This window comes from Streptomyces sp. TLI_053, assembly GCF_900105395.1.
Lineage (GTDB): Bacteria > Actinomycetota > Actinomycetes > Streptomycetales > Streptomycetaceae > Kitasatospora.
This window is the reverse complement of sequence record NZ_LT629775.1, coordinates 1205903-1220050: the sequence shown is the minus strand read 5'-3', so window position 1 is coordinate 1220050 and position 14148 is coordinate 1205903. Positions and strand designations below refer to the sequence as shown.

General features: G+C 74.2%; 9 protein-coding genes. 2 read left to right on the top strand and 7 right to left on the bottom strand.

Annotated features, from left to right (window positions below):
• Nucleotides 1-4: 4 nt before the first annotated feature.
• Nucleotides 5-223: a DUF397 domain-containing protein gene (locus tag BLU95_RS04560; RefSeq protein WP_093858816.1), complete on the bottom strand. Its 219-nt coding sequence runs from the start codon at nucleotides 221-223 to the stop codon at nucleotides 5-7.
• On the bottom strand, nucleotides 220-1065 hold the full coding sequence (locus BLU95_RS04555; protein WP_093858815.1) for a DUF5753 domain-containing protein: 846 nt from the start codon (nucleotides 1063-1065) through the stop codon (nucleotides 220-222). Before BLU95_RS04555 ends, BLU95_RS04560 begins: the two co-directional genes overlap by 4 nt.
• 308 nt (nucleotides 1066-1373) lie before the next feature.
• Between BLU95_RS04555 and BLU95_RS04550 the strand changes: the two genes are divergently transcribed.
• Both BLU95_RS04550 and BLU95_RS04545 read left to right on the top strand, forming a co-directional pair.
• Entirely contained in the window at nucleotides 1374-1808 is a 435-nt protein-coding gene (locus BLU95_RS04550) for an ATP-binding protein (protein ID WP_093858814.1), read from the top strand.
• Nucleotides 1805-2089 (top strand): hypothetical protein, encoded by a 285-nt coding sequence (locus tag BLU95_RS04545; RefSeq protein WP_093858813.1) that lies wholly within the window; start codon nucleotides 1805-1807, stop codon nucleotides 2087-2089. Before BLU95_RS04550 ends, BLU95_RS04545 begins: the two co-directional genes overlap by 4 nt.
• Nucleotides 2090-2145: 56 nt before the next feature.
• On the opposite strand, the gene BLU95_RS04540 is transcribed toward BLU95_RS04545, so the two are convergent.
• The 5 genes from BLU95_RS04540 to BLU95_RS04520 are packed head-to-tail and all read right to left on the bottom strand — an operon-like array spanning nucleotide 2146 to nucleotide 14031.
• Nucleotides 2146-3930, bottom strand: a complete 1785-nt coding sequence (locus BLU95_RS04540) for a hypothetical protein (RefSeq protein ID WP_093858812.1) — start codon at nucleotides 3928-3930, stop codon at nucleotides 2146-2148.
• A 50-nt stretch (nucleotides 3931-3980) separates the two neighbouring features.
• Nucleotides 3981-8498: a hypothetical protein gene (locus BLU95_RS44950; protein WP_093858811.1), complete on the bottom strand. Its 4518-nt coding sequence runs from the start codon at nucleotides 8496-8498 to the stop codon at nucleotides 3981-3983.
• Complete coding sequence (locus BLU95_RS04530) at nucleotides 8495-11347, bottom strand: hypothetical protein (protein WP_093858810.1); 2853 nt, start codon at nucleotides 11345-11347, stop codon at nucleotides 8495-8497. Before BLU95_RS04530 ends, BLU95_RS44950 begins: the two co-directional genes overlap by 4 nt.
• Nucleotides 11344-13296 carry a DUF6603 domain-containing protein gene (locus tag BLU95_RS04525; RefSeq protein ID WP_093858809.1) on the bottom strand — a complete coding sequence of 651 codons (1953 nt, stop codon included), beginning with the start codon at nucleotides 13294-13296 and terminating at the stop codon, nucleotides 11344-11346. The genes BLU95_RS04530 and BLU95_RS04525 overlap by 4 nt, the downstream gene beginning before the upstream one ends.
• Before the next feature lie 18 nt (nucleotides 13297-13314).
• The gene (locus BLU95_RS04520; RefSeq protein ID WP_093858808.1) at nucleotides 13315-14031 is read right to left on the bottom strand and encodes a hypothetical protein; all 717 of its coding nucleotides are present in this window, start codon (nucleotides 14029-14031) and stop codon (nucleotides 13315-13317) included.
• Between the last annotated feature and the right edge of the window lie 117 nt (nucleotides 14032-14148).

The window sequence follows — 14148 nt, the reverse complement described above, 5'->3', positions numbered from 1 at the left end:
GGTCTCAGCGGCGTGCGGTGAAGTCGCCGACGCGGAGGCCGGCGACGAAGGCGAGCCAGGAATCGGCCGGGAACGAGAGCGCGGGCCCGTGGGGGTCCTTGCTGTCGCGGACCGCCACAGACGTATTGAAGCGCCCGAACTCGACGCAGTTCTCGTTCGGGTTGCTTGCGGACGCCTTCCTCCACTCGACAGGCAGGGCGGATGCGACGGAATAGTGGGTCACTTGAGCTGATCTCTCTTCTCTCGGATGATGTTGAGTGACTCGCCGAGGCTGAGGGCGGTCGCCATGATCTCGTCGAAGGCCGCGCGATAGAGATCGACGTGCTCAGGCTTCTCCACCCAGTTGCTGGCGAGCATGTCGCTGAGCAGCACGAGGTCCAGATCCCGCTGCCGGAACTCCAGGAGCGTGAACGGTCCGCTCATACCGGGGTGTGGAGGGGCAAGCGCCGGCATGATCTGAATGCTGACGTTCGGAAGGTCGCTCCACTGGATGAGTTTGTCGAGCTGATCGGCCATGAGGCCGTCTGCGGCTCTCATCGTCAGTGCCGACTCGTGGATGATCGCCCACAGTTTGAGTGGCGCATCGGCGCGCGTGAGAACCGACTGCCGATTGATCCGCACATCGACACGGGCCTCGACGCTGGGAGTTGTGAACACGCCACTGGAGATGATGGCGTGTGCGTACCGTCGCGTCTGGAGAAGTCCAGGGATGTAGGAAGGCTCGTAGGACTTGTTGCCGATGGCGGTCTCTTCGAGTCTGATCAGATCGTGATACAGCGAGTTGAGCTGATCGAATCCAGCAGCCCAGCCCGGCCGGTGCTTGTCTCGCAGGATCTCGACGAGGACTTCCTTGAGGTCCGGCTCGCACTCGTAGAAGTCCAGGAGCGCGCGCACCACGTCGGGCTTCAGCTGGACCCGGGCGTTCTCGTATCTGCTCAGCTTCACCAGGTTGACGCCGTCGACCTGGGCGACGACTTCCTCCGCCGAGAGGTTCCTGAGCTCGCGAAGCCTCCGCAGCTCTGCCGCGATGCGCCGGTAGCGCACGGCCGGTACTGCAACTGCCATCTGTGTAGCCCCTCCTGAGTGGTGCGTAGTCCAGTGTGCACGGCGGTGGCGGTGCTTCGCCACCGCCAACTCGACTCTAGACGTGCCACCTTGTGGGCATCAGTGAAAGTTTTCATATTTGCTCGACATGACTTGCTTGCAGCTCGACCAGTACTCCATGCTGTGCGTAGCGAGCCGATGACGAGCTGTGACTCTCCTGTCGGCCGCCGGACTCTTCTTGCGTTGTGCGGCTGACCGGTGCGCATGCCCATGCCTGCGGCCGCGCCGCCGCCCCGGTTCAACCCCCGTGTTCGGAAGGTGGCTCCCCCATGTCCGGATTCTCCGAAGCGGCCCGCGAGGCCAAGTGCTGGCTGCCGCGCAGCAGGCGATCGCCGGCCGAGGCCCGCCGCCGACTCGAACGTCTTCTCGATGGCGCCGTCGATGGCGAACGTTTCATCGACACCGGCCTGTTGCTCGTCACCGAACTGGTGACCAATGCGGTGCTGCACGCGACCCCGCGCGACAACCGGGTACTGCTCGCACTCTCCGTCGACCCGGTCCGGCTGCGGATCGAGGTGCACGACGCACGGGCCGACGGTGTGCCGGAGGTCCGGGCCGCCGGTCGGGACGACGAGTCGGGGCGGGGCCTGATGCTCGTCAAGTCCCTGTCAGAGAAGTGGGGTTGCTGCCCCAGAGCCGGGGTTGGGAAGATCGTCTGGTGCGAGATCGCCCCGTCGCCCGCCGCTGCGGAGGGTGTCGCGTGAAGGGCGACCGACTCGTCACGGCCGAGATCACCGGTCTCATGGCGCCGACGACGTACCTGCTGCTCCCGAAGGCGCTGGACTCGCTCTGGGCGGCGCTGCGGTTCCGGCCGATGAGCCGGCCGCAGTGGGAGTGGTTCGAGCGCTTCCTCACCGGCCCCTGCGCCGAGCGGACCGTGCGCGAATACCTGGACCGGACGGGCCCGTTGTCGCTTCCGGTGATCCTTCCCGACCGTGTGCACCACCTGTGCGTCCGGTGGACGGCCGGTGGCCGGGCCGGCTGACCGGTGTCGCTGGATCTGAACGCGTCGAACCCGGTCCTGACACTGCCGCGCGCGGCTCACGCCTCGTCGGCCGGGGGCTCCAGCACGTCGTAGCGCAGCCCGCTGGAGCCCGAGCCGGTGCCGCTGACCTTGCGCCGGGCCGACCAGGCGTGGGCGGAGCCGTCGTGCCAGCGGGTGTACTGGCGGCTGCGCTCCACCCGGACGCCGGAGCGCGGGACCTCCTCCTCGAACAGCCACTGCTGCTCCCCGAGCAGGCGGCCGAGCGGGCGCGCCGGGGTGTTCTCGTCGCGGACCAGACCGGCGAGCAGCAGCCGGATCTGCTCCGGGGCGGCCGGGTCGACCGGCTGGGGAGCCAGCGGGTACCAGTGGCCCGGGACCTCGGTGGCGAGCAGGTACCGGTCGGCGGGCGGGTCGCCGGGTTCGGGGGTCGGGCGGGGCGGGAGGGCCGCCACCCAGCGGGCGTAGCGGTCCAGCGGCTCGCCGGCCAGGTCGCCGACGGTCTCCTCGACCGCCCAGGCGAGGTTCGCCGCCTCGTCGCGCAGCAGCAGCACGGACTCGTCGGGCGGGCTCTCCAGGCCGGCGGGCAGCGCGGCGGCCCGGTAGAACCACGGGGAGGGCGGTGGTTCGGTGCCGTCCCCGGCGCCGCCGCCCATGGCCCCGCCGCCGCGGTCCTCGCCGAGGCCGAAGAGGTTCCACTCGGGGTCCTCCCGGGCGGCGTGGGAGAGCACCGTCGCGCCGCCGAAGACATCCGTGACCGAGCAGTGCACGACCCGGCTGAGCGAGCCCACCGGGCTCGGCAGCGGGCAGCAGAACCAGTCGTTCCCGTACACCGTGGTGAAGGCGATCAGCAGCAGGCGTCCGAGGTCGGCGGGGCTGGTGTCCACGGCGCCGAAGTTGATCCTGGCGTCCTCCATCTCCCAGTAGCGGGAGGCGGGCATGCCGCCGAAGATCGCCGGGGTGGGGACGACGGCGCGCTGTTCGCGCGTCACGGCGGCCTCGGTGACCGGGATGTCGGCGGGCAGGGCGTCGACGGCCCACCAGTCCAGGTGGCCGCCCGGGTACTCCTGGGCCCGCAGTTCGAGCTCGGGGACGGTGGAGGAGCGCACCGCGAAGGCGTATTCGAGGCGGTTGGGGTTCCAGGCGGCGGGGGGCGCGGGCGGTGCGGGGGCGGCGCCGTCGGGCGCCCCGTCCGGCGCACGCGGCGCCCACCAGTCCAGCCAGCGCGCCGCCGCGCCGGCCAGGGCCTCCTGGTCGGGGGCGGCCGCGCCGAACTCCTTCGCCGCGGTCTCGTCCCGGTCCACGAGCCTGGCCAGCCACGGCGCCAGCGCGACGGGGTCGGGCAGCCGGCTCCGGACGGCGGCGGCGAGCGGGGCGGGCGCCAGCGGCCCGTCGACGGGGCAGGGGCAGGTGGTGGCGAACGCGGGGAGCAGCGCGGCGAGGCCGGCCGAGGCGAGTTCGCGGCGCCAGCGCAGGCCGGCGGCCAGCGTCAGCCTGGCGTCGGGTCCGGTCGTGGGCTCCTGCTCGACGAGTTCCTCCAGCACCATCCGGCCCGGCCGGTACGGCTGCCAGCCGCCCTCGCCCTCGCCCTCGCCGTCGCCTTCTCCTTCTCCTTCGCCCTCGCCTTCTCCTTCGGTCCCGGAGCTGCCGGGCCGCCAGCCGTCCAGCAGATGGATCTCCTGCGCGAGTGCGACGTCGACCGGCGAGGCGGCGTCGTCGCCGGCGAACTCGCCGAACGCGTACTGGCGGGCGAGCAGATGGGCGGCGTCGCCGATCCGGGCCGCCAGCGCCTCCTCGACGCCGACGTCACGGGGTACCGGCTCGTACCGGAACATCGTCGGCATGGCTCCTCCTGACGGGCTTCCGGGCCGCGGGCCCTCGCGGGCCGGGCGGATCAGACCAGCTGGTGCGGCGGGGTCTTGGTCTGGACGGGCAGCAGCCCGCGCAACTCGGTGAGGTCGTTGAGGTCCAGCCCGCGGATCCGGGCGACGGCGTAGGTCTCCTCGACGACCGCGTGCACGTCCTCCATCCGCCAGCCGCGCAGCGGGTCGGGCGGCACCGCGACCAGCAGGGCCTGCGGGGCGCGGGCGTCGGGCTGGTTGTAGTGGAAGGCCAGCCCGCCCAGTTCCTCGACGGCGGGTTCGGCGTCGCCCTCGGCCGGTGGGGCGTCGGCGGGAGGAGCGGGGGGCGGCTCGGGCACGGACTCGGTCCAGGAGTCGATCAGGAGTCCGGCGACCCGGTCCGGATCGGGCGCGCCGTCGGTGCGCAGCAGCGCGCTGTGGCGGGCCGCGGGCCTGGTCCTGGACGGCACGGGGGTCGGGCCGCGGGCGATCCAGGGCTGTCCGGCGGGGAGTTGGACGACGGTCGTTCCGCTGGGCGGGGTGTCGGCCAGGACCTCTGCGGCGGCGAGCGCGTCGTCGAGGGCGCGGACGGCCGGCCGGACGCGTTCCATCTGCACCAGCCAGGTGCCGGTGCCGTCCTCGTCCGCGCCCTCCGGCGGCCCGGCGGTGAGCGCGTCGCCCGCCGGGGTGCCGCCGAGGCGCAGCTCGGTGAGGACGGGCAGGGTGCCGGCGAGTGCCGAGGAGACGGCGGCGGTGACGGCGGTGACCCAGCCGAGTGCCGCGGTCGGTTCCGCGGGCGGGGGGCCGGGCAGCGGGGCGAGCGGGTCGGCGGCGAAGCGGTTGAGGACGGTGGCGGCCTGGTTCCGCAGCTCCGCGATCCCGGCCTCGTCGGTCGGCGGGCCGAGGCTGTAGGCGGAGGTGATCCCGAGATCGGCGAGGCTGTCCAGGGTGCGGGAGACCGTGTCGGCCAGGCCCGGCAGCACCTTCACCTGTTCGACCAGGTTGGCCAGGGCGCTGGTGGTGGCGCTGTGCCAGGTCTCCACCCGGGCGGCGAGGCCGGTCAGGTCGGCGCCGGCCCGGTCGTCGCCGCTCCCCTGGTCGAGGTGGGAGGTGAGCAGCGGTTCGGCCCCGGCGAGCACGCCCGCCAGCGCGTTGCAGAGCAGCCGCAGTTCGGCGAACCGGGCGGCGCCGGCCGGCGTGACGGGCGGGGTGGTGGCTGCGCCGGCCAGGGCGCTTGCCCGGCGCAGCAGGCGGCGGGCGAGGGCGGTGTCCTGTTGGGCGGGGTCGGTGTCACGGTCGCCCGCCGGCCCGGCGCCCAGGACCGCGTCGAGTGCGCAGATGCCGAGGTCGGCGAGGGTGAGGGTGAGCGGTGCGGCCGGGTCGCCGAAGTCGAACCGCCAGCCGCCGGGGTCGCCGAGCCGGGCCTCGCACCAGCGTTCGACGGCGGGCTCCAGCTGGGCGAGCGGCCGGGTCGCGTCCCAGCCGGGAACGGGGGCCCGGGGCGCGAGCACCGCGACCCGGTGGGTCAGGGCGACGGCGGCGCGCGGGGTGCGGATCACCTCGAAGTCCTGGGGGAGGCGGTCGCCGCGGGTGATGCCGTCGGCCGAGGAAGCGGCCCGCAGCGGGCTGCCGGCTACCAGCTGGTGCACGCTCTCGGCGAGCAGCAGGTCGCCTACCGCGTCGAGGGTGTCGTCGAGTTCCAGCACCAGGGCGGTGGCCGCGTCGAGCAGGGGCAGGTCCTCGGGGGGAAGGTTGCCGAGGACGTCCTGCAGCTGCTGGCCGTGGGCGCGCCAGTCGGCCAGCAGTGCGAGTCCGTCGACGACGTCGCGGGCCGCGATCGCGGTCCTGGCCTCGTCGCTGCCGGGGACGCTCGGGTCGACGAGCCGGGGCGTCGGGAAGGCCTCCCGGACCGGTGCGACGAGGGCGTCGAGCCCGTTGTCGTGCAGGCCGCGTTCGAACCGGTAGCCGAGCAGGGCACCGAGGCTCTGGCCGGAGCGGACGCCGTCGACGACGGCCAGCGCGCGGCGGACCCGGGCGGCCCGGAGGTCGACGGCGAAGGCCTGGCGGTCGGTGTGGCTGAGCCAGCCCGAGCGCAGCACGGCGGCGGTGACGGCGTGGTGCAGGGACGGGGCGAGCAGGTAGCCGTCGTTGGTCTGCGGCTCACCGGAGCCACCGGGTTCACCGGCCTCACCTGCCTCGCCGTCCTCGGGCACCGGCCCCGGTTCGTCACCGGGCAGCGGTTCCTCCGGGGGCAGCGACGCCGCGCTCGGGTGGAGGTCGGCCACCCAGCCGTACGCCCCCAGATGGGTGCCGTCGGGTCGGGTGGCCCTGGTCCTGGCGAGGCGGGCGTGGGCGACCGAGGACATCCACGCGTCGAGCCGGTGGGTCTGGGTGTCCAGCGCCTCGCAGAGCAGCAGTTCCAGGCGCGGAGTGTCGGCGTACGGCAGGTCCGCTCCCTCGGGCGGGGGCGGCTCCGACGGGCCGGGCGGGGGCGGGGTGACGAGCGACAGGTCCTCCGCGGCGGCGAGCTGTTCGAACGCGAGGGAGAGCCAGTCGAGGAACTGCGGCGCGAAGCCGGCGGCGGCGACGAGCTCGCCGTCCTTCAGCCCGACCCCGGGCGCCGGCACCGGCGCACCGGCCCGGAGGAATTCGCCCACGTGGAAGGCGTAGGTGAACATCACGCTGGTGGCGTAGTGGTAGAAGAGCCCCAGCCGGCCGGTGCTGATCGCCTCCGTGGAGGCGGACAGCGCCTGCATCCGGGCGACGAGCTCCGGCGAGGCCCCCTGCCCCGAGGCGAGCCCGGGGAGCACCTGCTGCCAGAAGCCCCACATGAAGCGGAGCGGTCGGGCCCGGGCGAGCTCCACCATCTCGGGGGTCGGCCGCTGGTCGCACAGGAACTCCACCGGGAAGGGGACGAAGTCCGGCGAGGGCGGCAGCGCCCAGGTGAACCGGCTGTCGTGCGGGACGGTCCCGATCGGGGTGTCCGGCGGCGGCTCGAACGGCGCGTCGAGGATGTCCTGCTGCATGTACCGCAGGCGCCGGGAGGCGGGCAGCCGGTGCAGCAGGTCGTTGATCACCTGGTCCGGGTCGCCGCCCGCGCCGACTCCGGGGGAGCGGAAGGCCTGCGACTCGACCAGGGTCCGGAAGCCGGAGATGTGGTTGAGGATCCGCAGGTCCACCTCGCTGCCGTGCCACAGGTCGAGCGAGGTGACGGGCAGCAGGCCGTACGGCTGGTTGCCCACCCGCAGGGTCGGCAGCAGGCCCCGGCCGCGGACGTGGTGGATGTAGTGCGAGACCAGGAAGGTGAGGTCGGGCAGGGTGGTGCCCTCGAGGGTGCGCCAGTTGCTGGAGGCGGCGGAGAAGGCGCCGGCCGCGGTCTGGAGCAGGGTCAGCAGCTCGTGCTCGTCGTCGGCGAGTCCGTCGGTGACCTCGGCGAGGACGCCGGCGGCGCTCCGGCCGAGGGCGGTCGCGGCCCGCGCCGCCGCCTGGGTGCTGTCGGGGGTGAGGGCGGCCTGCTGCTCGTCGACGCGGTCCGGCGGCGCGGGTGGGGTGCGCGGGTGCCAGGCCGAGCGGGTGGCGTCGGTGTTGTTGGTGGGGGTGCCGGTGGGCAGCACGGCCAGGCCGTCGGTGCAGCGGTGGGCCTCCAGCAGGGTGCTGAGCAGCTGTGCGGTGTCGGCGGAGGCGCCGCCGCGCACGCCGGTCACGGTGACCAGGCTGAAGTCGGTGCGCAGCCCGGCCAGCGGCACCCGGACGCCCATGCCGACCCGTACGGCCTCGTCGAAGTCGCCGAGCCAGCGCGGTGGCACCGGTCGGCCCGGGGCCGGGCCGACGTCGAGCTCCGCGTCGATCGCTTCGCCCTCCTGGCGCCAGAGCAGGCCGATCTGGCCGTCACCGGTGGTCTCGTAACCGGAGAACACCAGCCGGTCGGGCAGCACGTAGCTGTGCGCGGCGCGGGTGAACGTGCTGTCGGCGACGGTCGGTTCGGCGGCCCAGGGCTCCGGGGAGGGCGCGATCGCGTCCGGTGGGGTCCGCGTCCCGGGGCGGGGGCCCTGCGGGTGCAGGACGCGGACGGCCCAGCAGGCCCGGCCGGGGCCGACGGTGGCGACGAGGGTGTTCCAGGCGTCCGCGCGGCCCTCCTCGTCCGGCCCGGCGGCCCAGACCTCCTGCCAGTAGGCCTCGGTGGCGGTGCGCTCCTCGGCGGTGAGGCCGGTCTCGTGGGAGTCGACGTGGATGTCGTCGGGGTAGGCCCGGAGCCACAGCTGCGGTTCGGGGCCGCCGAGGCCCCGGTACACGGTCTCCAGCCGTAACGGGAGGAGCACCAGCGGGTCGGAGCCGTCCTGGGCCCAGAGCGGCGGCTCGGCGGTCGCCAGGTCGCGGTAGGCCTCGCGGGCCTGCTGGTGGCGGATCTGGGCGGCGTCGGCCTCCTGGGCGGCGGCCAGGTGCTCGGCCTCGAGACCGGTCTCCTGGGCGAGTACCCGCTTCTCGTAGCCGGCGAGTCCGGTCCTCGACCAGTCCAGGGCGATCCGGGCGTCACTGACGGCGCGGTGCGCGGCGGCGATCTCGCTGGTCACGGGGCTTCTCCCATCAGGCTGCGGGCGGTGCGGAGCAGACGGAACGGCCGTTGCAGGGTGACCCGGGCGACGTCGGCGGAGTTCCAGCTCCGCCCGGCGGTGCGGGGGTTCTCCCGCTCCGACACCGGAGGGTCGTCCGGCAGCCGGCCGAGCGAGGCGAAGCCGCCGACGAGGACCCGGTCCCAGTTGAGGTCGTCCCAGGTCTTCATGCCGGGGCCGGTGCCGGGTGCGGTGTCGTAGCCGAACCGGAGCCGTCGGCCGTTCTCGGCGAGCACGATCCACCAGTCGTGGATGTCCTGGCCGGACGGCAGCTGGAAGGCGTAGGCGCAGGTCCGCTCGTCGACGGGCAGCACCATGACGGGCGCCACCCAGCTGTCCGGGGCGAGCAGGGGGTCCTGGACGGCGGCGGGCGGGACGGCGGCCACGACCATGCCGGGGTAGCGGTGCACCAGCCGGCCGCGGATCAGCAGCACGTCCAGGTCGTTGGCGTCCAGGGCGAGGTGGCTGCCGAGGGCGCCGTCGGGGGCCCAGCCGTGCACCGGCGGGATGTCGGCGAGGCCGTCGGGGCGCGGCCAGAAGTGGGTGAACGGGCTGCCGCGCAGGTCGGTGGGGTACTCGCGCCAGCGCATCTCCCGGTTGAGCTCGTCGTTGGCGCCGACCATGAAGGCGGCGATGAACGGCCCGTTGGCCTTCAGCAGGACGGCCCGGTCGTCCGGGACGGCGGCGATGCCGGGCAGGAACCAGTCGGGTTCGCTCTCCTTGATCGCGAGTGCCATCGCGGCGGGGAAGTCCGGGCAGACCATCACCGGGTCGGTGACCTGTTCCGGCAGGGCGACCAGCGATTCGCCGGTCACGGTGATCCGGTCCGCCAGCCGGGCGGTCAGCAGCGGCGTCGGGTCGAGCGCGCCGACCAGTCGCTGCCGGTAGGCGTCCGGGTCGATCGGCACCCCGTACTGGAGCAGTTGGCTGCCGGGGTCGTCGGTCATCGACTCCTGGCCGGACAGCACGGTGAACGGGGCGGGGAGCGTCATGCCGAAGCCGTCCGGGAGCGCTTCCGTCGTGCCGGTGAGGTCGCCGACGAGCGGCGCGACCGTCCCGGAGTCGAACAGCTGCTCCGACGTCAGCAGGTCGTCGGCGGTCATCGAGTCCGCGGCGAATCCCTCCTGGCCGCCCGCCATCCGCCCGATCGAGGGGGCGAGCAGTGCGGTGATCGCCCCGGCCTGGTCCGTGAAGCCGTTGGCCAGCGCGGCCGGGGCCACCGCGGCCATCGTGCGCAGCATCCCGGTGGTGTGCCGGGTGGCGGCGGAGTGCAGGGCACCGTCGACGCGTTCCGCGAACGCGTCGCCGGCCGCGGCCTCGAAGGCGGGCGAGGTGCCGGGCCGGGTCACCAGCGGCACGGGCAGCGGGGGCAGCAGCGCGCCGGTCATCGTGCGCCGGGCCAGGCTGTCGCCGTCGAGGGAGGCGCGGCGGGCGAGCGGCCCGCGCCGGCGCAGCAGCCGGTGGTAGGCGGCGTCGGCCATCGCGGTCGGGGCCGGGCTGACCGCGACCTCGGTCCGCAGCGGCAGTCCGCTGTCGGTGCGGACCCGGTCGCCGACGGGCGCGGCCACCGCCATCAGCTCGCCGGGGGAGAGGGTCTGCAGGTGGCGCCGGTACAGCGAGTCGGAGACGGCGGTGCAGAAGGCGGTCTCCTGGAGCTTGCGGTTGGCCTCCCGGACGGCGCCCAGCTGGTCCCAGGCCCGGGCCATCAGGAACTCCTGGTTCTCCCGCACCCAGTCGCCGCCGAGGGCGGCCGCGATCCGGCGCTCCGGGTCGAGGTTGAGCTCGGCCAGCCAGCCCGTCGCACCCGGTTCGACGGTCCGGGCGGCGACCGGGTGGCCGCCGTACAGCGGCGGTGCGAGCTCGGTCTCGGTGCCGCGGTCGATGTGTGCCGCGACCCTGGTCCTGAAGTCGTCCAGCGCGGCCCGGGTGACGGTGCCCGGCGGCGGGTCGAACAGGGTGAGGACACCCTGGACGGTGACGGTCTGCCGGCCGGCCGCCGGGTCGCCGGGGGCGAGCGGATCGCCGTGCAGCCAGGGCCGGGTGACGTCGACGGTCCGCCCGCCCAGCAGTCCGGCCTCCTCCGGCCGCAGCGGCACCACGGCGGTCGCCAGCTGCTCGAAGTCGCCCTCCTCGCCGGTGCGGAAGCCCCAGGAGTGGTACACAGGCAGCCGGAAGACGTCCTGGCCGGGGAACGGCCAGGCGTCGCCCGGCTGGTCGATCTCGATGATGCCGCCGGTGAGCCCGGCGGTCACTCCGCCCTGGAAGGACGGCACCAGGCAGGCCAGGTAGTCGGTGTTGCCCTGGAGCCGGCGCGGGCAGAGCAGCCGGGAGATCATCGGCCCCGGCTGTCCGGCCGGCCGTTGGATGTGCGCCCACTGCCAGGCGTCGGCGAGCGGCGGCAGCAGGCCGATCCCGACGTCGACGACGGGCAGCGGGTTGCCCGGTCGGACGGCGTGCCCGGCGGCCTCCACCACGATCAGCTGCAGCCAGGGCCGCAGACGTTCGTGCTCGGCGGCGGCCGGGGTGAACAGCCAGGGCAGCTCGGGCAGGTCGAACTCCACGAAGGGCAGGTAGTTGGGCTCCACGTCGGTGCTGCCGGGCACCGGTTCGACGCGCAGGATGTGCCGGGTGTCCAGGCCCACCACGCCCTCGGGGCCGAGCATCCGCAGCTTCGGGCCCTGGACGGGCAGTTTCCGGGGCCCGGACAGGGTGAAGGTGGGCCGCAGGTCGGGTTCGACGGCGGTGTGGTCGATCGACGCGGCCAGCGGGCTCTGCAGGTACGGCGCGAACTCCAGGTCGTCGCCGCTCATCGGAGTCTCGCCTCCCAGGCCTCCACCACCCGGACCCCGGCGCGGTCGCGCAGCAGGCCGCGCAGTTCGGCGTTCGGTATCCCGGTGCCGCCGCCGGGCGGTGCGGCCGCGACCGTGAGCTGCGTCATCGACCAGCTGGACACCGCCGCGAGCGGCTGTTCCGCCGCCACCCGGAGCGCCGGCCCGGCGGTCCGCCACCAGTGGGCGTCGCGGATCGAGGCGGCGGCGGCCACGTGCTCGGCGGAGACGTGGGCGTGGGAGCGGACCATGCGCAGGAAGTGGGTGCGCATCGGCACCGGGTCCTGGACGATCCTGGTCTCCCAGCCGAGCTCCGCCCCGACGAAGGCCGCGTCGGCGGGTCCCGAGAGGTCGGGGGCGAGCCGGACGCCCGAACGGTACTGGGCGTAGGCGTCGGTGCTCAGCTGCTGGTCCTCGGTCAGGTCCAGGAACTGCCCGGGCGCGAACGAGTCGGAGACCGGGCCCTCGGCGTCCTGTTTGCCGAGCCGAGGGACGGTGATGTCCCACCGCTCCGGCGGGTCGACCGCCGCGTTCCCGAAGCGCGCGATGTCGACCCCGAGCGGCAGCACGTGCTGGCGGGCCGCCAGCCGGCCGTGCGGGTGCACCCGGCTCCCCTCGGCCAGCAGCCGGTTCGCGGACGGGGAGAGCAGTACCGGGCTGCGTTCGGCGGCGGACGGCGGCAGCACGCTCCACGCCGACGGCTGCGCGAACGCCTTGACCAGCTCGCCGCCGAGGTCGACGCGGGCAGTGGGCAGCGGGGGCGGCCCGTCGCCCCAGCTCAGGTCGAAGTTGAACGACACCTTGAACAGGAACAGCTTGATCCGGCCCCGGCCGACCGCGTGCCAGGGGGTGGGGCCCTCCAGGACCAGCTCGAAGGCGATGCCGAGCAGGGTCTCGCCGAACGCCTCGACCGACAGCGCGCCGCGCATCGACGCGGTGAACGCCATCTGGGGCTTGAAGTGGATCAGGACGTCCAGGGCGAACTGCCCGCGCAGGCCGCAGTCCGCGATCTCGGCGACCAGGGACAGCTTCGCCCCGAACTGGACGGTGTTGCTGGTCACCGCGAAGTACGCCTCGCAGCGCAGCTGGAGCCACGGCGCGGGGGAGAGGTCCATCGCCAGCCGGTGCAGCTTCGGCACCCCGCGCGGGACCGGGAACGCCGGGTGGAAGCCGCCCGCGCTGAGCACGAAGAGCGGGTCGGCCCCGCCCCGGCTGAGCACCAGGACGTCACCGTCGAGCGGGATGCCCGCCATCCGCGAACCCGTCAGCGAGGCCATCAGGAAGGCGCTCGGCTCGGCGGTGTCGTACTGGCCCGCGAAGGTCGCCTTCAGCTCGATGACCGGCGCCGCCGGATCGGGCACCATCACCCGCAGGATGCCGAGGACCGACAGCCGCACCGGATCGGGCAGCTCCGCCACCACGGCCGCCGACAGGTCGACCATCCGGCCGCCCCAGGAGATCCGGAACATCGGTCCGACCACGAGCCGCCCCGGAACGGTCGGGAACAGCGACGCCAGGCGCGGGACCACCCGCAGCGCGGCCTCCACCGGGTCGGGCGGGAACAGCAGTTCGCCGGCGGTGCCGTCGGCGATGCAGGCCAGCAGCGTGTCCCGGTCGACCGCCTTGTTGACGCCCACCACCCCGCCGATGCCGCTGACCGCGAAGCCCAGCCCGATCTGCAGCCCGGGCTCGGGGAAGGTCGCGCCCATCAGCACGATGAACGCCGGCGGCCGGCCGAGCGAGATCTGACCGAACGCCGTCACCGTGGTGACCGGCATCGCCGCGCTCAGCACGCCGGACAGCTCCTTGGTGCCCTTGCGGTCCAGCTGCCCGCGCAACCGCACCGGAGGCAGGGGCAGGTCGATCTTCAGCGTGTCCGGGAGAACACCGTCCGCCAGTTTCTCCAGGTCGAGCCCCGGAAGGACGCCCATGGCACACCTCGCTCCTCGTCAGCCGCGCGTCGGCGGCATCCGGCCTCCGGCCGGCAGGACGTCCCAGAAGTCGTGCTCCCCGGCGGGCCGGTAGCGGACCAGGCCGAGGAAGGCCGGCGCCCGGGTGGCCGGTGCGTCGGGCCCGTCCGGCCCCTCGGCCGCGGCGTCGGCGAGCGAGTCGGTCGCGGTGCCGTGCCAGTACCCCTGATCGGCGAGCGGGTCGCCGGTCGGCTCGGCCGGGGGATCGCGGGGCACCAGCCGGACCGGCAGGTACAGTCCGAGCACGCCCTTGTCGGCGCAGGCCCGGTCCAGGCGCAGGCCGGGGAACTCCCGGTCGGAGCCCGGGGCGAACTGCTCCAGCAGCACCCGCAGCGCCGCCGCGCCCACGCAGTGCCAGGCCAGCGGGTAGTCCGCCCGCGCCGGTCCGCCCTCCCCGGCGTTCACCGGCTCGGCGGGGCTCTGCGCCGGCTGCGGTCCCTGCCCGGTGTCGTCGCCGGTCCGCGCGTCCTCGCCGAAGTACCGCCAGCGCCAGCCCTCGGCCAGGCCGTCCGCCCGGCCCGCCGCCGCGCCCAGTTCGAACGCGTCCATGAATTCGGTGCTGCGCACCAGCGGGGTCCGGGGCGGTGCGGACGGCGAACTCACCGCGGCGACGTACCCCTGGTGCCAGCCCTTGGCCGAGGCGGACGGACCGAGTCCGCCCTCGCCGTCGTGGGGGAAGGGATTGAGCTGGGGCATGGCGGACTCCTCGCGGCGAATCCGGGAGAATGGCCGGGAAATATCACGGGCAGTGACAATTCACGGCCCGTGCCACGGATGGTGATCGATGCGGGAACGCCGCGCCGGTGGCACTGC